Annotated in this window: 21 protein-coding genes and 1 pseudogene; 10 read left to right on the plus strand and 12 right to left on the minus strand. The window is 70.7% G+C overall.

All coding sequences use genetic code 11. The features are described from left to right. Positions 1-215 precede the first annotated feature (215 nt). Together QQM39_RS15690 and QQM39_RS15695 are read left to right on the plus strand one after the other, a co-directional pair. A complete protein-coding gene (locus QQM39_RS15690; RefSeq protein WP_301997326.1) occupies positions 216-767 on the plus strand; it encodes a VanZ family protein in 552 nt (183 codons plus the stop codon). A 107-nt stretch (positions 768-874) separates the two neighbouring features. Beyond that, positions 875-1,084, plus strand: coding sequence for a PspC domain-containing protein (locus QQM39_RS15695; RefSeq protein WP_301997327.1), 210 nt, complete (start codon positions 875-877; stop codon positions 1,082-1,084). A gap of 92 nt (positions 1,085-1,176) precedes the next feature. Here the strand turns inward: QQM39_RS15695 and QQM39_RS15700 are convergent, their stop codons facing one another. Next, positions 1,177-1,593: an ATP-binding protein gene (locus QQM39_RS15700; RefSeq protein ID WP_301997328.1), complete on the minus strand. Its 417-nt coding sequence runs from the start codon at positions 1,591-1,593 to the stop codon at positions 1,177-1,179. Positions 1,594-1,730: 137 nt separating this feature from the next. After that, the gene (locus tag QQM39_RS15705) at positions 1,731-2,894 is read right to left on the minus strand and encodes an adenosine deaminase (protein WP_301997330.1); all 1,164 of its coding nucleotides are present in this window, start codon (positions 2,892-2,894) and stop codon (positions 1,731-1,733) included. Positions 2,895-3,028: 134 nt separating this feature from the next. Between QQM39_RS15705 and QQM39_RS15710 the strand changes: the two genes are divergently transcribed. Then, positions 3,029-3,790 carry an alpha/beta fold hydrolase gene (locus QQM39_RS15710; RefSeq protein ID WP_301997332.1) on the plus strand — a complete coding sequence of 254 codons (762 nt, stop codon included), beginning with the start codon at positions 3,029-3,031 and terminating at the stop codon, positions 3,788-3,790. A gap of 96 nt (positions 3,791-3,886) precedes the next feature. Here the strand turns inward: QQM39_RS15710 and QQM39_RS15715 are convergent, their stop codons facing one another. After that, a complete protein-coding gene (locus tag QQM39_RS15715; protein ID WP_301997334.1) occupies positions 3,887-4,840 on the minus strand; it encodes a LysR family transcriptional regulator in 954 nt (317 codons plus the stop codon). Positions 4,841-4,903: 63 nt separating this feature from the next. Here QQM39_RS15715 and QQM39_RS15720 point away from each other — a divergent pair, with 63 nt between their 5' ends. The 3 genes from QQM39_RS15720 (at position 4,904) to QQM39_RS15730 (ending at position 8,559) form a co-directional block, all read left to right on the plus strand. Beyond that, positions 4,904-6,178, plus strand: coding sequence for an MFS transporter (locus QQM39_RS15720; RefSeq protein ID WP_301997336.1), 1,275 nt, complete (start codon positions 4,904-4,906; stop codon positions 6,176-6,178). A 99-nt stretch (positions 6,179-6,277) separates the two neighbouring features. Further along, positions 6,278-7,417, plus strand: a complete 1,140-nt coding sequence (gene dnaN, locus QQM39_RS15725) for a DNA polymerase III subunit beta (RefSeq protein WP_301997338.1) — start codon at positions 6,278-6,280, stop codon at positions 7,415-7,417. 122 nt (positions 7,418-7,539) lie between these two features. Next, on the plus strand, positions 7,540-8,559 hold the full coding sequence (locus QQM39_RS15730) for a sigma-70 family RNA polymerase sigma factor (RefSeq protein ID WP_301997340.1): 1,020 nt from the start codon (positions 7,540-7,542) through the stop codon (positions 8,557-8,559). On the opposite strand, the gene QQM39_RS15735 is transcribed toward QQM39_RS15730, so the two are convergent. Next, complete coding sequence (locus QQM39_RS15735; RefSeq protein ID WP_301997342.1) at positions 8,443-8,829, minus strand: STAS domain-containing protein; 387 nt, start codon at positions 8,827-8,829, stop codon at positions 8,443-8,445. The genes QQM39_RS15730 and QQM39_RS15735 overlap by 117 nt on opposite strands. A 171-nt stretch (positions 8,830-9,000) precedes the next feature. On the opposite strand from QQM39_RS15735, the gene QQM39_RS15740 reads away from it, so the two are divergent. Then, positions 9,001-9,921, plus strand: coding sequence for an AEC family transporter (locus tag QQM39_RS15740; RefSeq protein ID WP_301997344.1), 921 nt, complete (start codon positions 9,001-9,003; stop codon positions 9,919-9,921). A gap of 156 nt (positions 9,922-10,077) precedes the next feature. Here the strand turns inward: QQM39_RS15740 and QQM39_RS15745 are convergent, their stop codons facing one another. The 8 genes from QQM39_RS15745 to QQM39_RS15780 all read right to left on the minus strand — a co-directional run bounded on the left by QQM39_RS15745 (position 10,078) and on the right by QQM39_RS15780 (position 20,266). Beyond that, the gene (locus QQM39_RS15745; protein WP_302003597.1) at positions 10,078-11,355 is read right to left on the minus strand and encodes a thymidine phosphorylase; all 1,278 of its coding nucleotides are present in this window, start codon (positions 11,353-11,355) and stop codon (positions 10,078-10,080) included. A 106-nt stretch (positions 11,356-11,461) separates the two neighbouring features. Next, positions 11,462-11,869 (minus strand): cytidine deaminase, encoded by a 408-nt coding sequence (locus tag QQM39_RS15750; protein WP_301997346.1) that lies wholly within the window; start codon positions 11,867-11,869, stop codon positions 11,462-11,464. Next, a complete protein-coding gene (locus QQM39_RS15755; protein WP_301997347.1) occupies positions 11,866-13,143 on the minus strand; it encodes an ABC transporter permease in 1,278 nt (425 codons plus the stop codon). Before QQM39_RS15755 ends, QQM39_RS15750 begins: the two co-directional genes overlap by 4 nt. Then, positions 13,140-14,264 carry an ABC transporter permease gene (locus tag QQM39_RS15760; RefSeq protein WP_301997349.1) on the minus strand — a complete coding sequence of 375 codons (1,125 nt, stop codon included), beginning with the start codon at positions 14,262-14,264 and terminating at the stop codon, positions 13,140-13,142. The genes QQM39_RS15755 and QQM39_RS15760 overlap by 4 nt, the downstream gene beginning before the upstream one ends. Next, entirely contained in the window at positions 14,264-15,859 is a 1,596-nt protein-coding gene (locus tag QQM39_RS15765) for an ABC transporter ATP-binding protein (RefSeq protein WP_301997351.1), read from the minus strand. The genes QQM39_RS15760 and QQM39_RS15765 overlap by 1 nt, the downstream gene beginning before the upstream one ends. A 224-nt stretch (positions 15,860-16,083) precedes the next feature. Beyond that, positions 16,084-17,133 (minus strand): BMP family protein, encoded by a 1,050-nt coding sequence (locus QQM39_RS15770; RefSeq protein ID WP_301997353.1) that lies wholly within the window; start codon positions 17,131-17,133, stop codon positions 16,084-16,086. 452 nt (positions 17,134-17,585) lie between these two features. Further along, complete coding sequence (locus tag QQM39_RS15775) at positions 17,586-18,641, minus strand: BMP family protein (protein ID WP_301997355.1); 1,056 nt, start codon at positions 18,639-18,641, stop codon at positions 17,586-17,588. Positions 18,642-19,042: 401 nt separating this feature from the next. Next, positions 19,043-20,266 (minus strand): M20 family metallopeptidase, encoded by a 1,224-nt coding sequence (locus QQM39_RS15780; RefSeq protein ID WP_301997357.1) that lies wholly within the window; start codon positions 20,264-20,266, stop codon positions 19,043-19,045. 296 nt (positions 20,267-20,562) lie between these two features. On the opposite strand from QQM39_RS15780, the pseudogene QQM39_RS15785 reads away from it, so the two are divergent. From QQM39_RS15785 to QQM39_RS15795, 3 genes and pseudogenes are all read left to right on the plus strand, one after another. After that, positions 20,563-21,188 (plus strand): annotated as a pseudogene (locus QQM39_RS15785) (methyltransferase domain-containing protein). A gap of 212 nt (positions 21,189-21,400) precedes the next feature. Further along, positions 21,401-22,168 carry a methyltransferase domain-containing protein gene (locus tag QQM39_RS15790; RefSeq protein WP_301997359.1) on the plus strand — a complete coding sequence of 256 codons (768 nt, stop codon included), beginning with the start codon at positions 21,401-21,403 and terminating at the stop codon, positions 22,166-22,168. Further along, positions 22,165-23,064 carry a DMT family transporter gene (locus QQM39_RS15795; protein ID WP_301997361.1) on the plus strand — a complete coding sequence of 300 codons (900 nt, stop codon included), beginning with the start codon at positions 22,165-22,167 and terminating at the stop codon, positions 23,062-23,064. Before QQM39_RS15790 ends, QQM39_RS15795 begins: the two co-directional genes overlap by 4 nt.

A 23,064-nucleotide genomic window follows, 5' to 3' on the forward strand; every position in this document is an offset into this window, starting at 1 on the left:
TCTCCCAACGCCCACCGCCCGACCGAGGACGGACACCCCCCGGCACGGCCCCGACCCACAACCCACCCGCAGGCGCTACCCGCACCCCCACCGGACAGCAACGGGCCGCCGCAGGCACCCCCGGCCCCACCGCCGGAGGCACGTTGTGGCGGACGCCTCACCCCGGAGCGCCACGTCCCGGAACCGATCCCGCCGGGGGGCGCGTCTTGGGGGGCGTGCAGCGTCAAGGCTCCATCGGCGGCAGCGCCGCGATCCGCATCCGTGCGACGGGGGGTGTCCTCCTGGTCGCGCACCTCGCGTTCGTCGCCTGGCTCACGCTGCGCCCCCTGGACGTCCCCTGGGTGATGCCCGCCAACCTGCGCCCGTTCGCCGGGATCAGAGCGGATCTGGCGCTGGGCTGGCAGGAGGCCGCCCGCCGCATCGCCGAGGGCCTCGCACTGCTCGCACCACTCGGCGTCCTGATCCCGATGGCACACGGCAGACTCACCGCCTCCCCCCTCGGCTCCCTGGTCCGCACGATCGCCGCCGGCGCCCTGATCTCGCTGGGCATCGAGCTGCTGCAGACCGGCGTACCCGGCCAGATCGTCGATGTCGACTCACTGCTGCTGAACACGGTGGGCGTGGCGCTGGCGCACACGACGGTGGTCCCGGCCGCCCGCGCCTGGCTCCGCCGCAGGTCCGAGCGCGCACACCGGGCGACGGTCCCCCAGGAGGAGCCCTCTCAGGGTCGGACCCCGACGATTCCCAGGGTCGGCATAGCTCCGTAGAGTGACGCTTTGCCCGCTTCGTCGCTCTAGCGTTGATGTCAGATGAGGCACCGCCTCGGGAGGCCCCACAGCAGGCCTTCGACCGACGTTCGCGAAGGAGTCGCACCATGACCGCGCTTGCCCGCCCCACCCACGGCCGCATGATCGGCGGAGTGTGCGCCGCGCTGGCCCAGCGCTTCGGCACCTCCGCGACGACGATGCGCGTGATCTTCCTGGTCTCCTGCCTGCTCCCGGGCCCGCAGTTCCTGCTCTACATAGCCCTGTGGCTCCTGCTCCCCTCGGAAGACAAGGCGAACAAGACGCGCACGGCCTGGTGAACCGCTCGACGCACAGGCGTACACGGATACGCCGCTGGGGCGCACCCGGTGTCCAAGGGTGCGCCCCAGCGGCGCGCTCAGAGTGAGCGGTCTCAGCCGAGCGGAACACCGTTCACGGGCAGACCCTCGGTGGGCAGACCCGTGGGCACCCCCTGGGTGAGACCCTCGGCGGCCAGGCCCTGCACCGGCATACCGCCGAGCAGCCCGCCGGCCACGCCGGTCGGGCCACCGGCCAGCGCCTGCTCGGCAGCCGGCTGCACACCGGACGTCACGCCGGTCTGCGCGGCGGACAGCCCGGTGGTGACCGCCTCGGGCCCGCTGGCCAGCCCGGCACCGGCACCCGGCGCCGCCTGGGCGAGGTCCCCGGCCGGGAGGGTCTGGACGGCGCCCAGCGCCGCACCGGCGACGTCCGGGGCGATGGGCGCGGCGTTCGCGGCGCCCGCACCGGCGGCGGCGAAGGCGGCACCGAGCGCGGCGACACCGAGGGTCTTGGCAGCAGACTGCTTCATGAAATGCGTCCTCGAAATTCGTTACGGGGTTGTGAGCGGTTCTCGACCGTAAACACGCCCGGCACACCGCCGCAAACATCGAAATGAGGACGGATTGTGAATAGTGCCTGCATTCCCCGTGGGCGCAGAGCCTCCGGTCACCCCTCCCCAGCGGCAGAGTCGCTGGTAGAGGTCGCCTGTCGGAAAAGCCACTCGGACTTCAGTTCGGCATATCCGGGCTTGATCACGTCATTGATCATCGCGAGCCGTTCATCGAAAGGAATGAACGATGATTTCATCGCATTGACGGAGAACCACTGCATGTCATCGAGCGTGTAACCGAACGCCTCGACAAGATGCTCGAATTCTCGGCTCATGGTTGTGTGGGACATGAGGCGGTTGTCGGTGTTCACGGTGGCCCGGAAGTGCAGTCGGCGCAGCAGCCCGATGGGGTGGGCGGCGTAGGAGTCGGCGGCGCCCGTCTGGAGGTTGGAGCTGGGGCACAGCTCCAGCGGGATGCGCTTGTCCCGTACGTACGAGGCGAGCCGGCCTAGCTTCACCGAGCCGTCGGCGTGCACCTGGATGTCGTCGATGATGCGCACCCCGTGCCCGAGCCGGTCGGCGCCGCACCACTGCAGGGCCTGCCAGATGGACGGCAGACCGAAGGCCTCGCCCGCGTGGATGGTGAAGTGGTTGTTCTCGCGCTTGAGGTACTCGAAGGCGTCGAGATGCCGGGTGGGCGGATGGCCGGCCTCGGCGCCCGCGATGTCGAAGCCGACGACGCCCAGGTCGCGGTAGCGGTTGGCGAGTTCGGCGATCTCCAGGGCGCGGGCGGCGTGTCGCATGGCGGTGAGCAGGGCGCCCACGCGGATGCGGTGGCCGTTCTCCCGCGCGATCCGCTCGCCCTCCCGGAAGCCCTCGTTGACGGCCTCGACGACCTCTTCGAGGGTGAGCCCGCCTTCGAGGTGCTGTTCGGGCGCGTACCGCACCTCGGCGTAGACGACTCCGTCCTCGGCGAGGTCCTCGGCGCACTCGCGCGCGACCCGGACGAGGGCGTCGCGGGTCTGCATCACGCCGACGGTGTGGGAGAAGGTCTCCAGGTACCGCTCCAGGGAGCCGGAGTCGGCCGCCTCGCGGAACCACAGGCCGAGCTTGGCGGGGTCGGTCTCGGGGAGCTGGGTGTAGCCCGTCGCGCGGGCGAGCTCGACGACGGTGCCGGGGCGCAGCCCGCCGTCGAGGTGGTCGTGCAGCAGAACCTTCGGCGCCCGGCGGATCTGGTCCGAGCTCGGAATGGTCGCCTTCGGGGCAGTCTCGCTCGTCATTTTCGCACTGTAACGCCTACGCGCGTAGACGGCGGGTTCATCGGGCCGTTTCCCTCGGTGTACGAATCCGTCGATACGTAACGGTGACCCCACGGCAGGGTGGCGTACACCCGCGCTTCTGACACTGTTCTGTCATGGCACACCAAGCGACGCCGGTTCGCAGGGCCCGGCTGGGCAGAGCGATCGGGCCGGAGCCGACAGCGGTGAGTGGCGTGGTCCTCCTGCTTCCCGGCGGTGACGAGGTATCACAGCGCAAGCCGGCCACGTTGTTGGCGACCTCGTACGTGCGGACGCTGGGGCGCCGCCTGATGCGGGCGGGACGCGGGGAGGGGCTGGCGACACATGTCGTCCACTACCGCTTCCGCGGCTGGAACGGCAGTGCCGCGAACCTCGCGAGCGACGCGTCATGGGCCGCGGACGAGGTCGTACGGCGCTATGGCGACGTCCCCGTGTGCCTCGCCGGGATCGACATGGGCGGGCGGGCGGCCCTGCACGCGGGTGGCCATGAGGCCGTCAACTCCGTGCTGGCCATCGCTCCTTGGCTGCCGGAGGAGGACCTGGCGGCCTCGCCCGAACCGGTGAAGCAGCTCGGCGGGCGGCGGGTGCTGATCGTGCACGGCACGAACGACGAGGTCTCCGACCCCGAGCTGTCCTTTCGGTTGGCGGTGCGGGCGAAGAAGGCGAACCGGGATGTGTGCCGGTTCGAAGTGCACTCCGATCGGCATGGGTTGCACCAGCATCGGGATGAAGTCCTCGCGTTGGCCGAGGACTTCGTCATGGGGGCCCTGTTCGGGAGGGCGTTCTCCCGGCCGGTCGCCGACGCGCTCGCGGCTCCGCCGCCCTTGGGGTTGCGGATGCCGTTGGCCGCGGGGTTCGGTAAGTCGTTGCGGCGATAGCGCCGTTCGGGTGGTTGATTCGTCGGCGGGTGCGGGTGATTCGTGGTTGCTCGCGCCCACGCGGCGGAGCCGCATATCGGCACAGCCCCGCGCCCCTCAGGTTGGCAACAGACTTCCCCTCCTTGAGAGCAAGAACTTCTTGAAGGCGGCCACCGGGGGTGTGTCGGGCCGGTTCGCCAGCCATGCCACGCCGATTTCGCGGGCCGCGCGCGGGGCCGTCACCGTCAGTTCCGCCACTCCTGGGCGAGGCACCGCCGGCGGAGGCAGCAGGGCGACTCCCAGCCCCGCCGCCACCAGCCCCCGCAACGTCTCCGCCTCCTCGCCCTCGAAGGCGATACGCGGCTTGAAGCCCGCCTCCTGGCACAGGTCGTCGGTGATGCGGCGCATGCCGTAGCCGGGCTCCAGGGTCACGAAGGTCTCGTCGGCCGCCTCGGCCAGGCGGATGCGTTTGCGTGAGGCCAGACGGTGGTCGGCCGGGACGACCAGGCGGAGTTTCTGTTCGTCCAGGCGGCGGGCCACCAGGTCGGGGGCGTCCGGCACCGGGGATGTCAGGCACAGGTCGAGCTCACCGGACCGCAGACGCTCGATCATCGCCTCTCCGTAGTTCTGGACCAGGCTGAAGCGGACCCGGGGGTGGTCGGCGCGGAAGGCCTGCAGGAGGCCCGGGACCGTTTCGGCGCCCATGGTGTGCAGGAAGCCGAAGGCGACCTTGCCGGTGGCCGGGTCGGCGTCGGCGCGGACCTCGTCGGCGGCGCGCTCGATCTCGGCGAGGGCGCGTTCGACGGAGGCGAGGAAGGTGCGGCCGGCAGGGGTCAGGGAGACCGTACGGCCGCGGCGGGCGAAGAGGTCGACGCCCAGGTCCTGTTCGAGGCGGACCATGGCTCGCGAGAGCGTGGACTGCGGGACCTGCATCTCCTGCGCGGCCCGGGTGACGTGCTCGGTGCGGGCGACGCCGGCGAAGTACGCGAGGCGGGGGGCCAGCAACATCACCATGTCTTCTGTGTCACTGGATGGTGACAGACGAGCCCGTGACCTCTGTTGATGCTCCATGGGAACGATTATGGCCAATCCATGCATTGGACGGATCAGCGGCATCGTACGTAGCTTCGAAGCATGTCTCCCGCCAGTACCGGGGCGTCCACCATCGTGGGCGCCGCACCCGCTGTCCCTGTCGTCGACTCCCGTATGGCCCCGGGCGGCCCCGGCTACCGCCGGATGAGCTTCGCCCTCTTCCTCGCCGGTGTCGCGACCTTCGCGCTTCTCTACTCCACGCAGGCCCTGCTGCCGCTGATCTCGGGCGACTTCGGAGTGGCGGCGAGCGAGGCGAGCTGGACGGTGGCGGCGGCGACGGGCGGTCTGGCCCTGTTCGTACTGCCGATGAGCGCGCTGTCGGAGCGGTTCGGACGCCGTACGGTCATGACGGCGTCGCTGGCGGTCGCGGTGACGGTCGGGCTGCTGGTCCCCTTCGCGCCGAACCTGACCGCCCTGGTCGTGCTGCGGGCGGTCCAGGGCGCGGCGCTGGCGGGTCTGCCGGCGTCGGCCACGGCTTATCTGGCCGAGGAGGTCCGGCCGAAGGCGCTGGTCACGGCGATCGGGCTGTTCGTCGCGGGCAACAGCGTCGGCGGCATGAGCGGCCGGGTGATCACCGGCTGGGTCGCTCAGGAGTGGGGCTGGCGGGTCGCGATCGGTGTGATCGGCGTGATCGCGGTCGCGTGCGCGGTGGCCTTCCGGCTGCTGCTCCCGGCACCGCGCCACTTCAAGCCGGGCTCGCTGCGTCCGCGTGTCCTGGCCCGCACGGTCCGCGCCCACCTCGCCGACCCGCTGCTGTGCCGCCTGTACGCGATCGGCGCCCTGTTCATGACGATCTTCGGCGGCGTGTACACGGTCATCGGCTACCGCCTGACGGAGGCGCCGTTCGGCCTCCCCCAGGGCATCATCGGCTCGATCTTCCTGGTCTACCTGGTCGGCACGGTGTCGGCGTCGACGGCGGGCCGGCTGGTGGGCCGCCTGGGCCGCCGAGGCGCCCTGTACGCGGCGGGCGCGACGACGGCGACCGGTCTGCTGGTGTCCCTCGCGAGCTCCCTTCCCTTGGTCCTGCTGGGCCTGGTCCTGATCACGGGCGGCTTCTTCGCGGGGCACGCGGTGGCGTCCTCGGCGGTGAGCAAGACGGCGACCCACGGCCGCGCGCAGGCTTCCGCGCTGTACCAGTCCGCGTACTACATCGGCTCCAGCGCGGGCAGCACGGTGGGCGCGATCGCCTTCCACGCGGGCGGCTGGGCCGGGACGGTCGGGGTCGGCCTGCTGGCGGTGCTCGGCGTCGTGACGATCACGGTCTTCGGGACCCGGGCGGCGCGGCTGCAGCGACAGCGGCCGGCGACGGCGGCCTGACCCTCTCGTACGTCCGATCCCCCTAGTCGGGGCCGGTTGTCAGTGGCCGCGGATAGTCTCCGCGATCACTGAAGACCGGGCCGACCAGGGGGATTTCTGATGCAGTTCCGAATCGAGCGGACCGCCTTCGCCGAGGCCGTGGGGTGGGCGGCGCGAGCGCTGCCCTCGCGCACCCCGGTGCCGGTGCTGGGCGGCCTGCTGCTGGCGGCCGGCGCGGGACGGCTCAACGTCTCCGGCTTCGACTTCGAGGCCGCGGCGCGCATCGGGGTGGACGCGGAGACGGCGTCGGCCGGAGAGGTGCTCGTACCCGGGCGACGGCTGCTGGACATCTGCCGGGTGCTGCCGGACGGGCCGGTGAGCTGCGCCTTGGAGGGGACGCGGTTCACGGTGGAGGCGGGCGGCACCGAGTTCGGGATGTCGACGCTGCCGCGCGAGGAGTACCCGGCCCTGCCGTCCCAGCCGTCCGTGTACGGCAGTGTGGACGCCGCCGCGTTCGCGACGGCCGTCGGCCAGGTGGCCGTGGCGGCCGGCCGGGACGAGACGCTGCCGGTGCTGACCGGCGTACAGCTGCGCCTGGACGGCGACTCGATGACGCTGTCGGCGTCGGACCGGTATCGGTACGCCGTACGGCGGGTGGGGTGGAAGCCGGAGGGCGACGCGAGGGCCTCCGACGGTGCGGTGGACGCCCTGGTCCCCGCGCGGCGGCTGCTCGATGCCGCGCGGTCGCTGGCGCGGTGCGGAGACGTGCGGGTCGGGCTGGATCGCGCGGCAGGTGGAGGGCTGGCCGGGTTCGAGGGCGGGGGTATGCGGGCCGTCGTACGGCTGCTGGACGGGCGGCTGCCGAAGTACGGGTCGCTGTTCGACATGGCGGGGGCGGCGGTCGCGGAGGTGGAGTGCGGGGCGCTGACGGAGGCGGTGCGGCGGGTCGCCGTGGTGGCCGAGGCGAGCAGTCCCGTGCGGATGGACTTCTCCGGCGACGGGTCCGTGCTGCTGCGGGCGGGGTTCGGGGACGACGTGGCGACGCAGCGGTTGCCGGCGGTGCTGAGCGGCGCGCAGGAGGTCACCGTGGCCTTCAATCCGGCGTATCTGCTGGACGCGCTGAACTCCTTCGAGGCACCGCGGCTGCGGATGGAGCTGCTGGGGACGGGGCAGCGGGCGCTGCTCGGCGCCGTCTCGGGTGGAGGTGCGGCGGACGCGAGTCACCAGCATCTGCTCATGTCCGTGAAGCAACTGGTCTGACACCTGTCCCGACCTGGGCGTTTGTGCGCTCCGGGGGCCATTGTCAGTGGCCTGCTGTAGCTTCCGAAGTGTTGGGCGCGACGAGGCGTTCGACGGGACAGGGCCACAGGGGTGGGTGGACGATGAGCGACAGTACGGCGACGACGACAACGGACCTCGACGTCAGGCTGGAGAAACACCGCGTCGAACTGACCGGGTACTGCTACCGCATGCTCGGCTCGTCCTTCGAGGCCGAGGACGCGGTGCAGGACACGATGGTCCGCGCCTGGCGGAGCTACGAGAAGTTCGAGGGGCGCTCCAGCCTCCGGTCGTGGCTGTACCGCATCGCGACGAACGTGTGCCTGGACATGCTGACCGCCGGCAACAAGCGGGCTCGGCCGATGGACCTGACGGAGTCGACTCCGCTGGCCCAGGCGGCGCTCTCGCCCCGCCCGGACAACACCTGGCTGGAGCCGATGCCGGACAGCCGGGTGCTGCCCACCACCGACGACCCGGCGGAGGCGGCCGTCGCCAAGGAGTCGGTGCGGCTCGCCTTCATGGCCGCACTGCAGCAGCTGCCGCCCAAGCAGCGGGCGGTGCTGATCCTGCGCGAGGTGCTGGCCTGGAAGGCGAGCGAGGTCGCCGAGTTGCTCGGCACGACGGTCGCGTCGGTCAACAGCGCCCTGCAGCGGGCCCGCGCGACACTCGCCGAGCAACAGCAACCGGGCAGCGACGCCGCCGCCTCCGACCCGCTGGACGACGAGCAGCAAAAGCTCCTGGAGCGGTATGTCGCGGCCTTCGAGGGCTATGACATGACGGCGCTGACGGCCCTGCTGCACGAGGACGCCATCATGACGATGCCGCCGTTCGACCTGTGGCTGACCGGCGTCAAGGACATCACCGGCTTCATGACGACGCTCGGCGCCCCCTGCGCGGGCTCGCATCTGGTCCCGGTCCAGGTCAACGGGCTGCCGGGCTTCGCCCAGTACAAGCCGGACCCGGAGGCGGGCGGCTTCACCCCGTGGGCTGTGCAGGTGCTGGAGATATCAGACGGCCGGATCACCGGATTCCACTGCTTCCTCGACACCAAGCGCTGGTTCCCGCTGTTCGGGCTCCCCCTCCATCTCGAAGCGCAGGCCGACCAGGTCGAGGAGGGCGTGTAGGGCCGGGTCCGGGTCGCGCAGCCGTATCCGGCCCCCGGCCCGCCGGGCGGCCAGCTGCAGCCGCGCCAGCAGGTCGACGGCGCCGAGTCCCGGCGGTCCGAGCCCTCCGACGTCACACACCACGACCCCTGCCTCCGAGGCCTCCAGCAGCGCCCGCACGTCGTCGCACAGCCCTGCCACCTCGCCCCGGGTGACGGGGCCGACCAGCACGAGTACAGCGGGTGTCATGGCGTCCACGAGCGGTAGACCGGGCGGGCGGGCGGAACTCATCGGGCCATGCGCCGGTCGCCGATTCCCGCTGCTCACCGCACGTGCGCGAGGTGTCCGCCGACCGAGATCACGTTGACCTGCTCCCCTCCTTCCCCGGAGGGTTGGCTGTATGCCACACCCATCAGCGCATCCTCGAATACCCTGCGGTTTCCGTCCCGCCAGGGAGGTTCCGTGCAGGGGGTGTTGACCGGGTTCGCGGTGATCGCGGTCGTCATCGGGGTGGGCTATGCGATCGGCCGGCGCGGTTACCTCGGCGACCATGGCCGGGAGGTCCTCACCAAGCTGGCCTTCCATGTGGCCTCCCCCGCCCTGCTCTTCACCACGCTCGCGCAGACCGACCTCTCGGTGATCTTCTCCAGCCGCCTCCTCGTCACCGCGCTGAGCACGGCAGCGGCGGCCGGAGTCTTCGTCGCGGTGGGTGCCGTACGGCGCTGGGGCGTCGGCCGTACGACGATCGGCGCGCTGTGTTCCAGCTACGTCAACTCCGGCAACCTCGGCATCCCGATCGCGGTGTACGTCCTGGGCGACGCCTCGCTGGTGGCACCGGTGCTGCTGTTCCAGCTCGTCGGGGTCACCCCGATAGCCCTGACGGTCCTGGACCTCTCCGGCGAGGGCGAGAAGGGGCCGCTGTGGCGGCGGCTGCTGACGCCGTTGCGCAACCCGATCGCGGTCGGCTCGCTGGCGGGGGTGGCGGTCTCGGCGGCGGGGTGGAAGGTCCCGGCGCCCGTCCTGGACCCGCTGACCCTGATCGGCGGCATGTCGGTCCCGGCCGTCCTGCTGGCCTTCGGCATCTCCCTGTGCGGCAGCACGATGCCCGGCCGGGGGCCGGACCGCCATCCGGTGCTGCTGTCGGTCGCCCTGAAGTCGGTGGGCCAGCCGGCGGCGGCATGGGCGCTGGCTGCGGGGGTGTTCGGCCTGCGGGGCGCTCCGCTGCTGGACGTGGTGGTGACGTCGGCGCTGCCTGCCGCGCAGACCCTGTTCACGTATGCGTCGAGTTATGGGGTGGGTGAGCGGTTGGCGCGGGACTCGATTCTGCTGTCGACGGTGTTGTCGGTGCCGGTGTTGGTGGCGGTGGCGGCGTTGTTGGGATGAGGGGCGTCAGCCGACCGGGAAGTTCCCTTCTCGCCCTCGCCGGAGAGGTCCAGGACCGTCAGGGCGATCGGGATCGGTACGTCACCGATCCCAGCATGCCGAACGGGACCGGCGCCGGTCCACCGATCCCGTTCGCCCGAAAGGGAAACCGCCTGGTCAGGCGATACGTTCCAGCACGACGGGCGACGCCGTGAAGTCCGTGCCCGCCGCCGCGATGTCGTACGAACCCTCCACCGACTGGAGCGCGTACTCAAAGCGCTCCGGCGTGTCCGTGTGCAGGGTGAGCAGGGGCTGGCCCTCGGTCACCGTGTCGCCCGGCTTGGCGTGCATCTCGATGCCCGCGCCGGCCTGCACCGGGTCCTCCTTGCGGGCGCGCCCGGCGCCCAGGCGCCAGGCGGCGACGCCGATGTCGTAGGCGTCGAGGCGGGTCAGGACACCGGAGGAGGGGGCCTTGATCACGTGCTGCTCACGGGCCACCGGGAGTTCCGCGTCCGGGTCGCCGCCCTGGGCCGCGATCATGCGGCGCCAGACGTCCATCGCCGAGCCGTCGGCCAGGGCCTTCGCCGGGTCGGCGTCACGGACACCCGCCGCTTCCAGCATTTCGCGGGCCAGGGCGATCGTCAGCTCGACCACGTCGGAGGGACCGCCGCCCGCGAGGACCTCGACCGACTCGCGGACCTCCAGGGCGTTGCCCGCCGTCAGACCCAGCGGCGTCGACATGTCCGTCAGCAGGGCCACCGTCTTCACGCCGTGGTCCGTGCCCAGGCCCACCATCGTCGAGGCCAGCTCGCGCGCGTCCTCGACGGTCTTCATGAAGGCGCCCGTGCCGACCTTCACGTCCAGGACCAGCGAGCCCGTGCCCTCCGCGATCTTCTTCGACATGATCGAGGAAGCGATCAGGGGGATGGCCTCGACCGTGCCCGTCACATCGCGGAGTGCGTACAGCTTCTTGTCCGCGGGGGCCAGGCCGTCGCCCGCCGCGCAGATCACCGCGCCCGTGGTGTCCAGGACGTGCAGCATCTCCTCGTTGGAGAGCAGGGCCCGCCAACCGGGGATCGACTCCAGCTTGTCCAGCGTGCCGCCCGTGTGGCCGAGGCCCCGGCCCGAGAGCTGGGGGACGGCGGCACCGCAGGCCGCGACCAGGGGGGCCAGCGGGAGGGTGATCTTGTCGCCGACGCCACCCGTGGAGTGCTTGTCGGCCGTCGGGCGGGACAGGGACGAGAAGTCCATGCGCTCGCCGGAGGCGATCATCGCGGCGGTCCAGCGGGCGATCTCCCGGCGGTTCATGCCGTTGAGCAGGATCGCCATGGCGAGCGCGGACATCTGCTCGTCGGCGACCTCCCCGCGGGTGTACGCGTCGATGACCCAGTCGATCTGCTCGTCGCTGAGCTCGCCGCGGTCCCGCTTGGTGCGGATGACGGAGATGGCGTCCATGGCCATGGCTTGGCTTCCTTCCGAGGATTCCAGAAGTCGTACGGCCCCTCTGAGCCGGTCGCCCGGGCGACCGTCGCCTGGGCAACTCAGAGGGGCCGCACGGGAGTTACTTGCTGAGGTGGCCCGGCCCGAAGGCCTGGGGCAGCATCTCCGACAGCGGCAGGATCCCCGCCGGGGTCTCCAGCAGCAGGTCCGGGCCGCCGAACTCGTACAGCAGCTGTCGGCAGCGGCCGCACGGGACGAGGGGGTCGCCCTTGCCGTCGACGCAGGTGAAGTGCGTCAGCCGGCCGCCCCCCGTGTTCTGCAGCTCCGAGACCAGTCCGCACTCGGCGCACAGGCCGAGGCCGTACGACGCGTTCTCGACGTTGCAGCCGGTGACCGTACGGCCGTCGTCGACCAGGGCCGCGACGCCGACCGGGTAGCCGGAGTACGGGGCGTACGCGCGGGACATGGCGTCCCGGGCCGCCGCGCGCAGCTTGTCCCAGTCGACGTCGTGGGAGGCGGCCGAGGTCACTTGCCCTGGCCCTTCCGGTACGGCAGGCCGTTCGCCCTCGGCATGCGCAGGCGCTGCGCGGACAGCACGAGGACGACGAGCGTGATGACGTACGGCGTGGCGGAGACGACCTGGTTCGGGACCTCGTCGGTGCCCGCGTACCAGGCGAACACCAGGGCGCCGATGACCGCGGTGATCGCGGCCTGGACGTACCTCTTGGAGATCACGAGCCAGATGGCGCCGATGATCAGCAGGAGCGCGCCGAGCAGCAGCAGGGCGTGGACGTTCTCGGCACCGCCGCGCAGGTTGAGGCTGTCGGTGTAGCCGAACAGGCCGGCGCCGATGGCGAGGCCGCCCGGCATCCAGTTGCCGAAGATCATCGCGGCGAGGCCGATGAAGCCGCGGCCGCTGACCTGGCCCTCCAGGTAGAAGGGGTTGGCCACGATGGACAGGAAGACGCCGCCGAGGCCGGCCAGGCCGCCGGAGATGATCACGGCGATGTACTTGTACTTGTAGACGTTCACGCCGAGGGATTCGGCCGCGACCGGGTTCTCGCCGCAGGAGCGCAGGCGCAGGCCGAAGGAGGTGCGCCACAGGATCCACCAGGTGGCGGGGATCAGGGCCACGGCGATCAGGGTCAGCCAGGAGACGTTGGTGACCAGGCCGCCGAGCAGACCGGCGACGTCCGAGATGAAGAACCAGCCCTGGTTGTTGAGGTCGCGCAGCGCGTCGGACAGCCCCGGCACCGTGAAGTTGCCGAGGGATTCGACCGCCGGGGACTGCTTGGCGGAGCCGCCCTGGTGGCCCTCGAAGGCGAGGGGCGCGAGGTAGCGGGTGGCGCCCAAGGCGAGGATGTTGATGGCCACACCGGAGACGATGTGGTTGACGTTGAAGGTGACGGTGACGAGGGCGTGCAGCAGGCCGCCCAGGCAGCCGCCGATGATGCCGACCAGGACACCGGTCCACGGGCCCCACTGGAAGCCGGCCCAGGCGCCGAACCAGGTGCCGAGGATCATCATGCCCTCGAGGCCGATGTTGACGACTCCCGCCCGCTCGGCCCACAGACCGCCGAGACCGGCGAGGCCGATCGGCACGGCGAGCTGGAGGGCGGTGGACATCTGGCTGACGTTGGTGATGCCGTCGGCGCCGGTGATGATGCGGACGATCGAGGTCAGCGCCAGCGCTCCGGCGATGACCAGCAGCAGGACGGGCCACGACAGGCGGCGGCCCGTCGGAGCCGCGGGCTGCAGCGTGGGCTGGTTGACATCGACCGCTGAAGTCTGCGGGGTGGTCATCGGCCTGCCACCTCCTTCGTGGTGTTGTTGTCGGCGCCGAGGACGTTGCCGGCGGCCAGCTCCGCGCCGACCCGGCGCTGCTGGCGGCGCAGGCCCCACTCGCGTACGGCCTCGTAGGAGACGACGACCGAGAGCACGATCAGGCCCTGCATGATGACCGCGATCTCCTTGTCGTAGTCGTGGAAGTCCAGCTCGGGCGATGCCTTGTCGAGCCAGGCCCACAGCAGGGCGGCGAACGCGATGCCGACGGGGCTGTTGCGGCCGAGCAGGGCGATGCCGATGCCGAGGAAGCCGATGCCGGTGGGGAAGTTCAGGCTGTAGGTGTGGGTGTCGCCGAGCAGGATCGGCAGGCCGGCGAGGCCCGCGATGCCGCCGGAGATCAGCATGGCGGTGAGCACCATGCGCTTGGGGTCGACACCGCTGGCCGCGGCGGCCGTCTCCGAGGCGCCGGAAGCGCGCAGGTCGAAGCCGAAGCGGGTGCGGTTGAGGACGACCCAGTAGCCGACGCCGAGCAGGACGGCGAGGAAGACCAGGCCGTAGATCTCGCCGGCGTCACCCATGTCGATGCCGGGGACCCAGCCGGACTCGTGCATCTCGCCGGTGGTGTTGTTGTTGCCGACCTTGACGCCGAAGACGTTCGGCAGCCACAGGTAGGCGATGACCGACGTGGCGATCGCGTTCAGCATGATCGTCGCGACGACCTCGCTGACGCCGCGGGTCACCTTGAGGACACCGGCGATGCCGGACCAGAAGGCACCGGTGCAGACCGCGGTGAGGAGCAGCAGCGGGATCTGGAGCGCCGCCGGCAGGTTCGCGTGGGCGCCGACGATGGCGGCCATCATGGCGGCGAGCTGGTACTGGCCGTCGACGCCGATGTTGAACAGGTTCATCCGGAAGCCGATGGCGACCGCGAGGGCCGCGATGTAGTACATCGACGCCTGGTTGATGATCAGGACCTGGATGTCGGAGAACGAGGCCTGCTCGAACATCAGGGTGTACGGCTCGACCGGGCTCTTGCCGGAGGCGACCAGCACGATCGCGCTGAGCACGAAGGCCACGGCGAGCGCGATGACCGGTCCGGCCACCGCGAGGAGCACGCGCTCCTTGTCGAACTTCTTCATCAGCGGGCCTCGTCTTCACCAGACTCGGGAGACTTGCGAAGGTCGGGAGTCTCGGGGGTGTCTGCCGGGGTCTCGGGGGTCTCTTCGTGTTCCAGGTGGCCGGTGGCGGCACCGGTCATGGCCGAGCCCAGCTCCTCCGGCGTGATGGTGGCCGGGTCGGCGTCGGCGACCAGCTTGCCGTTGTAGATCACGCGGAGGGTGTCGGACAGGCCGATCAGCTCGTCCAGGTCGGCGGAGATCAGCAGTACGGCCAGGCCCTCGCGGCGGGCCTCGCGGATGTGGTCCCAGATGGCGGCCTGCGCGCCGACGTCCACACCACGGGTCGGGTGCGCGGCGATCAGGAAGCGCGGCTTGTGGCTCATCTCGCGGCCGACGATCAGCTTCTGCTGGTTGCCGCCGGACAGGGAGGCGGCGGTGACGTCGATGCCGGGGGTGCGCACGTCGTACGCCTCGACGATGCGGCGGGTGTCCGCCTGCGCGGCCTTCGGGTCCAGCCATACGCCCTTGGCGTTGGGCTTCTCGGTGACGTGGCCGAGGATGCGGTTCTCCCAGAGGGGGGCCTCCAGGAGCAGGCCGTGGCGGTGGCGGTCCTCGGGGATGTAGCCGATGCCCTGCTCGCGACGCTTGCGGGTGGCCCAGCCGGTGATCTCCTCGTCGATCAGCTTGATCGTGCCGGAGTCGGCGTGCCTGAGGCCGATCAGCGCGTCGACCAGCTCGGTCTGGCCGTTGCCCTCGACGCCGGCGATGCCCAGGACCTCGCCCGCGTGGATGGTGAAGGTGATGTCGTCCAGCAGGGCCTTGCCGCCGGCCGTCTCCAGGCGCAGCTTGTCCACCGTGATGACGGGGCGGTCGGTGACCGTCGACTCCGCGGTCTCGGGCGTCGGCAGCTCGCTGCCCACCATCATCTCGGCGAGCTGGCGCGGGGTGGTCTCGGAGGGGACGGCCGTACCGACCGTCGTACCGCGGCGGATGACGGTGATCTCGTCCGCGACGGACAGCACCTCGCCCAGCTTGTGGGAGATGAAGATGACCGACAGGCCCTCGGCCTTCAGCTCGCGCAGGTTGTCGAAGAGCGCGTCGACCTCCTGCGGCACCAGGACGGCCGTCGGCTCGTCGAGGATCAGCGTGGTGGCGCCGCGGAAGAGGACCTTGAGGATCTCCACGCGCTGGCGGGCGGCGACGCCGAGCTCCTCGACCAGCCGGTCGGGCTCCACGCCGAGGCCGTAGCGCTCGGAGAGCTCCTTGATCTTCCGGCGGGCCTTGGCGCCGATGCCGTACAGCTTCTCGCTGCCCAGCACGACGTTCTCGAGGACGGTGAGGTTGTCGGCGAGCATGAAGTGCTGGTGCACCATGCCGATGCCGCGGACGATGGCGTCGGCCGGCGAGGAGAAGGTGACCTGCTCGCCGTTGACCGCGATGGTGCCCTCGTCCGGCTTCTGCATGCCGTAGAGGATCTTCATCAGCGTCGACTTGCCGGCGCCGTTCTCGCCGACGAGGGCGTGGACGGTGCCCTTGCGGACGGTGAGGTGGATGTCGTGGTTGGCCACGACGCCCGGGAAACGCTTAGTGATCCCGGCGAGTTCGACGGCGGTCACCTGACCGTTGACCGCCGCGCCGGCCGGAGGGCTGCTGGACGCGTTGATGGCGCACTCTCCTGGGGACGGGGGTCGTCTACGCGCGTAGCGCCCCTATGGCCTGAAAGGGGGCCGACGCACCGCGACAACGGGGTACGGGGAAGGCCCCCCAAGGGAGAGCCTCCCCGTACCCCGTTGAGCGGACGTAACCCCGGGGTTACCGCTGCTCAGGGTGTTGCTGTAAGTCAGCTCGTCTTGACCTTGATCTCGCCCTTGACGATCTTCTCCTTGGCCGTCTTGATGGCTTCCTGGACCTCGGTGTCGTCCGCGAACTTCGGGTTGGAGTTCGACAGGCTCACCTGGCCGGTCTTCAGATCGCCACGAACGATACCGGTCTCGGGCTTACCGTCCTCGACCGACTTCGCCAGGGTGTAGACCGCCTTGGCGACGTCCTTCATCGCCGAGGTCAGGATGGAGTCCTTGTACTTGGCAAGGGCTTCCTGCTTGTACTGGTCGGAGTCGACGCCGATCGCCCACACCTTGTTGGCGGCGGCGGCCTCGATGACACCCTGGCCGGACAGACCGGCGGCCGCGTAGACGACGTCGGCCTTCTTCTCGATCTGGCCCTCGGCGGCCGACTTGCCCTTGTCGGGGCTGGAGAAGCCACCCTCCTCCGCGGTCTGCGTGAGGTACTGGGAGAGGACCTTGACCTTGGGGTCGGTGTCCTTGACGCCCTGCTCGAAGCCGGCCTGGAACTTGTGGATGAGCGGGATGTCCACGCCGCCCACGAAGCCGACCGTGTTCGTCTTGGTGCTCTTGGCGGCGGCGACACCGGCCAGGTACGAGGCCTCCTCCTCGGAGAAGACCAGGTCGGCCACGTTCTTCGCCTCGACCGTGGAGTCGTCGACGATGCCGAAGGTGGTGTCGGGGAACCGCTCCGCGGCGGCCTTCACGGCGGTGGCGTACGCGTAGCCGACGCCGATCACCGGGTTGTAGCCCTGCTTGGCCAGCGACACCAGTCGCTGCTCCTTGTCGGCGTCCGTCTCGCCCTCGGTGGGCTCGAGGTCGGCGGTGTCGTACTGGAACTCCTTCTTCGCCTGCTCCAGGCCCGCGTACGCGGCGTCGTTGAAGGACTGGTCGCCCTTGCCGCCGACGTCGTACGCGATGGCGAGGCCCTTGTCGCCCTTCGACTCCGACGACGAGGCCGAGGTCGAGGTGCCGCCGCAGGCGGAGAGCGCGAGGGCCAGAGAGGCGGTCGCTGCGCCTGCGACCGTGATCCGGGTAATCCGGCGCATGTGTAGAGCTCCTGTCGTACTGGCGGGGCCGGAGAAGTGCGGGTGCGTTCCCGCGTCGTTCGGTGCGTGCTCTCGGCGTGCCGGACGAAGGTCCTCGTAGCGGAGCTACTAGGGCCTTTGGCCGGTGCGGCGAGAGTGCGTGCCGGGCGGCGTGGGGGCGTGCCTGCACTTCTCCGGGTTCGCCCAGCGCCGGACGGTACAGCTCGGGACAGCTTCACAGCTACGGCGCTGGCTTTCGCCGCAGATTAACGCGCGTAGACTCCCCTGAAAACCCCTTCTGTCCACCTTGTTATGCGCCCGTGGCCAACACCACGTCAGACCTTGACCAAGGCCTTGCCGACAGCAAACGGAGGGTGGCGGTGGGTGACGCGGCGGTCCGGGAACAACGAAGCGGGCGGGCACCCTGGGATGCCCGCCCGCTTCACCGGTGTACGTCGGTGACTACCGCCGTATTACTCGGTCTTGACCTTGATGGAGCCGTCGATGATGCCTTCCTTGGCCTTCGCCACGGCGTCGGAGAGGCCGGCGATCTTCGCGAACTCCGGGTTGGACTCGGACAGGCCGACGCCGTTGACCTTCAGGTCGAAGGTCTGAGTGCCGGTCAGCGGCTTGTCGTCCTGGACGGACTTGGCCAGCGCGTAGACCGCGCCGCCGACGTCCTTGAGGGCGGAGGTCAGGATGTAGTTCTTGTAGTTGGCCAGAGCCGCCTGCTTGTACTGGTCGGAGTCGACGCCGATCGCCCAGACCTTGGCCTTCGCGGCGGCCTCGATGACGCCCTGACCGGACAGACCGGCCGCCTGGTAGACGACGTCGGCCTTCTTCTCGATCTGGCCCTCGGCGGCGGCCTTGCCCTTGTCGGGACTGGAGAAGCCACCCTCCTCGGCGGTCTGGGTCAGGTACTGCGAGACGACCTTGACCTTGCCGCCGCTGGTGTCCTGGACACCCTGCTTGTAACCGGCCTCGAACTTGTGGATCAGCGGGATGTCCACACCGCCCACGAAGCCAACCGTGTTGCTCTTGGTGGCCTTGGCCGCCGCGACGCCGGCCAGGTACGAGGCCTGCTCCTCGGCGAAGACGAGGGAGGCGACGTTGTTGCCCTCGACCACGGAGTCGACGATGCCGAAGGTGGTCTTCGGGTACTTCTTGGCCACGGCCTCCATCGCGGGGCCGTAGGCGAAGCCGACGCCGATCACCGGGTTGTAGCCCTGCCTGGCCAGCGAGGACAGCCGCTGCTCCTTGTCGGCGTCCGTCTCGCCCTCGGTGGGCTCGACGTCGTCGGTCTGGTAACCGAACTCCTTCTGGGCCTTCTGCAGACCGGCGTACGCGGCGTCGTTGAAGGACTGGTCGCCCTTGCCGCCGATGTCGTACGCGATGGCGAGACCCTTGGCGTCGCCAGTGCTGTCACTGCCGCTGCCGTTGTCGCTGCTGGTACCACCGCACGCCGTGGCGGCGAGCGCGATCGACGCGACCCCCACCGCGACACGGGTCAGTTTGGATGTCCGACGCATCGTGAAGTCCCCATTCTCCAAGCCCCGCAGTGGGTGCTGAGTTCGGCGCACATTAACGCGCGTAGACACTCCTGGGAACGGGGTTTCGTCTTGCCGTTATCCATTCGTGCCGATGGCCGGTTACGTCCTTGTGAACCACCGGATCGAAAGGCACGCGCGGGGCGATTACCCCCTTTTCCGCACCGCACGCTCCGCGCATGAGAGATACCTTCAGCGTGATGGCGCACAGGACCGCCGACCATGGGGCCAGACTCCCTCGACTACGCGCCGACTGCAAGCGGAGCGAGGGGGTCAGGGGCGCGGGGCTGTGTTCGACATGCGGCTCCGCCGCGCGGGCGCGACCAGCCACAACGAGCCCGCAGCCGCCGCACGACCGCACCCCTACGGCGAGCACGCTCCGGCTAAGCCGCGGCGGCGTCGAGCAGCGCCGCCGCCGTGAAGAGTTCCACGCCCACCGTGATGGCCGACTCGTCGACGTCGAAGTCGCCCTGGTGCAGGTCACGGCCGATCCGGTCACCCGGCGTGCGGACGCCCAGGCGGGCCATGGCGCCGGGAACGTGCTCCAGGTACCAGGAGAAGTCCTCGCCGCCGAGGCTCTGCTCGGTGCCCTCGACGGAGTCGGCGCCGAGCCGGGCGGTCATGGCGGCGCGCAGCAGCTCGGTGGCGGCCGGGTCGTTGACGACGGGCGGGACGCCTCGGACGTAGTTGATCTCCGACTTGGCGCGGTGGAGGTTGGCGATCTCGTCGATGGCGGCGACGACGAGGTCCGGAGCCTGCCGCCAGGTGTCGAGGTCCAGGCAGCGTACGGTCCCGGAGAGCTCGGCGTGCTGCGGGATGACGTTGGGGGCGTGGCCGGACTCGACGCGGCCCCAGGTCACGGCGAGGCCGCTGCGGGCGTCGGTGCGCCGGGCGACCAGCGCGGGCACGTCGGTGACGACCCGGGCGGCGGCGGTGACCAGGTCGGTCGTCAGGTGGGGGCGAGCGGTGTGCCCGCCGGGGCCGTCGAGGGCGATTTCGAGCCGGTCGCAGGCGGACGTGATGGCCCCCTGCCGCAGACCGATCTTCCCGGCGTCCACCTTGGGGTCGCAGTGCACGGCGAGGATCCGGCCCACCCCTTCGAGCACCCCGCACTCGATGACGTCGGCGGCGCCTCCGGGGAGCACCTCCTCAGCGGGCTGGAAGAGCAGCCGGACGGGACGGGGCAGCCGCCCGCGCTTGTGCAGCTCGGCCAGCACCAGCCCCGCGCCGAGCACCACGGCCGTGTGGACGTCGTGGCCGCAGGCGTGCGCCCGGTCGGGGACGGTCGAGCGGTACGGGCACTCACTCTTCGTGTCCGGGATGGGCAGGCCGTCGATGTCGGCGCGCAGGGCGAGCATGGGCTGCTCGCCGTCCCACTCCCCGATGTCACAGATGAGCCCGGTTCCGATGGCGAGCACGCGGGGCTGGAGGCCGGCCTTCTCCAGGCGGGCCTTGATCGCGGCGGTCGTACGGAACTCCTGGTTGCCGAGCTCCGGGTGCATGTGCAAGTCGCGTCGGAACTCGACGAGTTCCGCACGGAGCGCCTCCGGCAGGGTGCCGAGAAGGGCGGCTTCCCCGGTGTGATCGACCTCGGACTCTGGGGACATCAGTTGGTTCACCCTCTAAAGGGTAGGACGCCCGGGTGGCCAACTCGCCCTCGATCAACAAAAGTTCAACCCGTTGGAGGGAGAAAATCCGGCCGCTCGACGCATGGGTGTGAGTGGAGATGGGTAGGTAACTCTTTTCTCTACGCATACCACGCTGCGAACAGAACCGTCGGTTGTGTTCACCTGTCGGGATCGCACACTCCCGGTGAACCTCCGGACACCCGTGCGCCCGCCGCACTAGGGTGCGCCCCGTGAGCGCCGACTTCCTCCAGGCCACCAGAGCCTCGTACGACGCCATGGCCCCCGACTACGCGGACCGCTTCTCCGACTGGCCGGCCGACAGCACCCCCTGGACCGCTCCCTGGTCACCGCCTTCGCCGAGCCGGCCCGCGAGCACGCCCCGGCCCCGGTCGCCGACCTCGGCAGCGGCCCCGGCTCCGTCACCGCCCACCTGCACACCCTCGGGCTACCGGTCTTCGGCGTCGACCTCTCGCCCCGGATGGCGGCCCTGGCCCGCCGTGCGTATCCCGGGCTCCGGTTCCACGTGGGCTCGATGACGTCGCTGGACCTGCCGGACGGGACGCTGGGCGGGATCGTCGCGCTGTACTCGATCATCCACGTCCCGACCGAGCACCTCACCGCCACCTTCGCCGAGTTCCACCGCGTCCTGGTCCCCGGCGGCCACGTACTCCTCGCGTTCCAGTCCGGCCAGTCCTCCGGCCGGCCCGACGACGAGGAGTACCTTCACCTCGCGGAACGCTTCGGCCACGACATCTCGCTCCACTACTACTGGCGCACCCCGGACACGGTCGCCGCCCACCTGGCCGAGGCGGACCTCCAGCTCCGGGCCCGCGTCCTGCGCGAACCGGAAGGCGACGAGAAGCGTCCACGCGCGTTCGTCATGGCCCGCAAACCGAGGTGACCTACGTCGCCGACTCGCACCAGACGTACCCCCAGGACTCGGGCTGGGGCTCGGTTTCGGGCATGCGGCAACCACCGTTCAGCGGTGGGCCGTTGCCGCGCGAGTTTTCGGCCAAGTGATCACACCTAGGTAGAACTACCGAAGCGCTCCTCCCCCAGCACCCGTAGAAACGAACCCGGTGCTGCTCATGCCGAGTTGTGGAGGAACTTCGTATGCCCATGCCTGGTCACTCGATACACCGTGCGCTGGCCACGAGCCTGGACGTGGTCGACGGACAGCGGGTGCTGGACCTTGGGTGCGGTACCGGCGGGACGCTTCAGGCCGTGGCGGAGCGGGCGCCGGGGGCCTTACTGCACGGGTGCGACGTCGATCCGGAGGCGGTGGCAGCCGCGCGGACGCTGCTGGGCGGGGACGCCGAGGTCGAGGTGCACGACCTCAACAAGCCGACCCGGTACCCCGCCGGCAGCATGGACGCGGTCGTCTGCCACGACGTCCTGGAGTTCCTGCGCGACCCGGCGGCGCTGATCGACGAGGCGGCCCGGCTGCTGCGGCCGGGCGGTACGGCGGTGATCTCGCACACCGACTACGACGCCCTGGTGATCCGCGCGGGCGACCCGGAGCTGACGCGTGCCGTGTGCCACGGGTGGGCCGAGTTCCCCGAGGAGTGGATGGAGTTCAGCGACGCCTGGATGGGGCGCAAGGCCGCCGCCCTGGTGCGCAAGAGCCTGCTGTGCGTGGAACAGGTCGACACGCACGTCACCGTGGGCACGGAGCTGACCGGGTTCGCCCGGCACCGGGTGGAGCAGATCGCCGCGGCGCTGCGGGAACGCGCGGTCAACGGGACGGGGCCGCTGTCGGTCGCCGAGATCGACGAGTGGACGGCGTCGGTGGAACGGGCCGCGCGGGACGGGGAGTTCTTCTACGCGGAGACCGCGTTCCTCGTCCGGGCGACCGCCGCGTACGCGTCCGTCCCGGCATGACCTCCGCCGCGCCCACCGCGCCCGCCGCCTCGCCCGTCCGCACCGCCGCACCCGCAATGGCCGCCACTGTCTGCGCCATGGTCAGCGTGCAGACCGGCGCCTCGCTCGCCGTGCCCCTCTTCGACCGGGTGTCGCCGGCCGGGACGGCCTGGCTGCGGCTGAGCTGCGCGGCGGTACTGCTGCTCGTGTGGACCCGGCCGCGGATCCGTCGTCTGCCCCGCAGCGGTCTGGGCGCGGCGGCGGCGCTCGGTTGCGCGAGCGCGGTGATGACTCTGTGCTCCTTCCAGGCGATCGACCGGCTGCCGCTGGGCACGGTCAGCGCGGTGGAGTTCACCGGGCCGCTGCTGGTCGCCGTCGCGGGGTCGCGGCGCCGTGCCGACCTGGTGTGGCCGCTGCTGGCGCTGGCCGGGGTGCTGCTGCTCACCCGGCCCTGGGAGGCGTCCGCGGACCTGCTCGGGATCGGGTACGCGCTGGGTGCCGCGGCGGGGCTGGGCGGCTACATCGTGCTGACCCAGCGGGTGGGCGACCGGCTGCCCGGCCTGCAGGGCATCGCGCTGTCCACGGCCGTGGCGGCCCTGTGCCTCGGAGTGGTGGCGGGCGGCGGGGCCAAGGCGGACTGGTGGAGTCCGCGGGTACTGGCCGTTTCGGCGCTGGCCGCGGTGCTGCTGCCGATCGCCCCGCACATGCTGGAACTGTTCGCGCTGCGCCGTCTGACGGCGGCGGCGGTCGGCACGCTGATGAGCCTGGAACCGGCGGTCGCGACAGGCATCGGTTTCCTCGTCCTCGCCCAGACCCCGGACGCGGGCCAGTTGGCCGGTGTGGTGCTGGTCTGCGTGGCGGGCACGGCGGCCTGCCGCAGCGGTACGAGGAGCGGCACGCCGCACGGGGCGGGGTGA

The sequence above is a fragment of the Streptomyces sp. DT2A-34 genome (assembly GCF_030499515.1).
GTDB lineage: Bacteria > Actinomycetota > Actinomycetes > Streptomycetales > Streptomycetaceae > Streptomyces.

Coding starts and splice junctions, on each gene's coding strand:
- QQM39_RS15755 (WP_301997347.1), bottom strand. CDS start 13,143: ATGACCACCCCGCAGACTTCAGCGGTCGATGTCAACCAGCCCACGCTG.
- QQM39_RS15720 (WP_301997336.1), top strand. CDS start 4,904: ATGTCTCCCGCCAGTACCGGGGCGTCCACCATCGTGGGCGCCGCACCC.
- QQM39_RS15775 (WP_301997355.1), bottom strand. CDS start 18,641: ATGCGTCGGACATCCAAACTGACCCGTGTCGCGGTGGGGGTCGCGTCG.
- QQM39_RS15730 (WP_301997340.1), top strand. CDS start 7,540: ATGAGCGACAGTACGGCGACGACGACAACGGACCTCGACGTCAGGCTG.
- QQM39_RS15770 (WP_301997353.1), bottom strand. CDS start 17,133: ATGCGCCGGATTACCCGGATCACGGTCGCAGGCGCAGCGACCGCCTCT.
- QQM39_RS15795 (WP_301997361.1), top strand. CDS start 22,165: ATGACCTCCGCCGCGCCCACCGCGCCCGCCGCCTCGCCCGTCCGCACC.
- QQM39_RS15735 (WP_301997342.1), bottom strand. CDS start 8,829: ATGAGTTCCGCCCGCCCGCCCGGTCTACCGCTCGTGGACGCCATGACA.
- QQM39_RS15760 (WP_301997349.1), bottom strand. CDS start 14,264: ATGAAGAAGTTCGACAAGGAGCGCGTGCTCCTCGCGGTGGCCGGACCG.
- QQM39_RS15780 (WP_301997357.1), bottom strand. CDS start 20,266: ATGTCCCCAGAGTCCGAGGTCGATCACACCGGGGAAGCCGCCCTTCTC.
- QQM39_RS15695 (WP_301997327.1), top strand. CDS start 875: ATGACCGCGCTTGCCCGCCCCACCCACGGCCGCATGATCGGCGGAGTG.
- QQM39_RS15745 (WP_302003597.1), bottom strand. CDS start 11,355: ATGGACGCCATCTCCGTCATCCGCACCAAGCGGGACCGCGGCGAGCTC.
- QQM39_RS15715 (WP_301997334.1), bottom strand. CDS start 4,840: ATGGAGCATCAACAGAGGTCACGGGCTCGTCTGTCACCATCCAGTGAC.
- QQM39_RS15710 (WP_301997332.1), top strand. CDS start 3,029: ATGGCACACCAAGCGACGCCGGTTCGCAGGGCCCGGCTGGGCAGAGCG.
- QQM39_RS15705 (WP_301997330.1), bottom strand. CDS start 2,894: ATGACGAGCGAGACTGCCCCGAAGGCGACCATTCCGAGCTCGGACCAG.
- QQM39_RS15700 (WP_301997328.1), bottom strand. CDS start 1,593: ATGAAGCAGTCTGCTGCCAAGACCCTCGGTGTCGCCGCGCTCGGTGCC.
- QQM39_RS15790 (WP_301997359.1), top strand. CDS start 21,401: ATGCCCATGCCTGGTCACTCGATACACCGTGCGCTGGCCACGAGCCTG.
- dnaN (WP_301997338.1), top strand. CDS start 6,278: ATGCAGTTCCGAATCGAGCGGACCGCCTTCGCCGAGGCCGTGGGGTGG.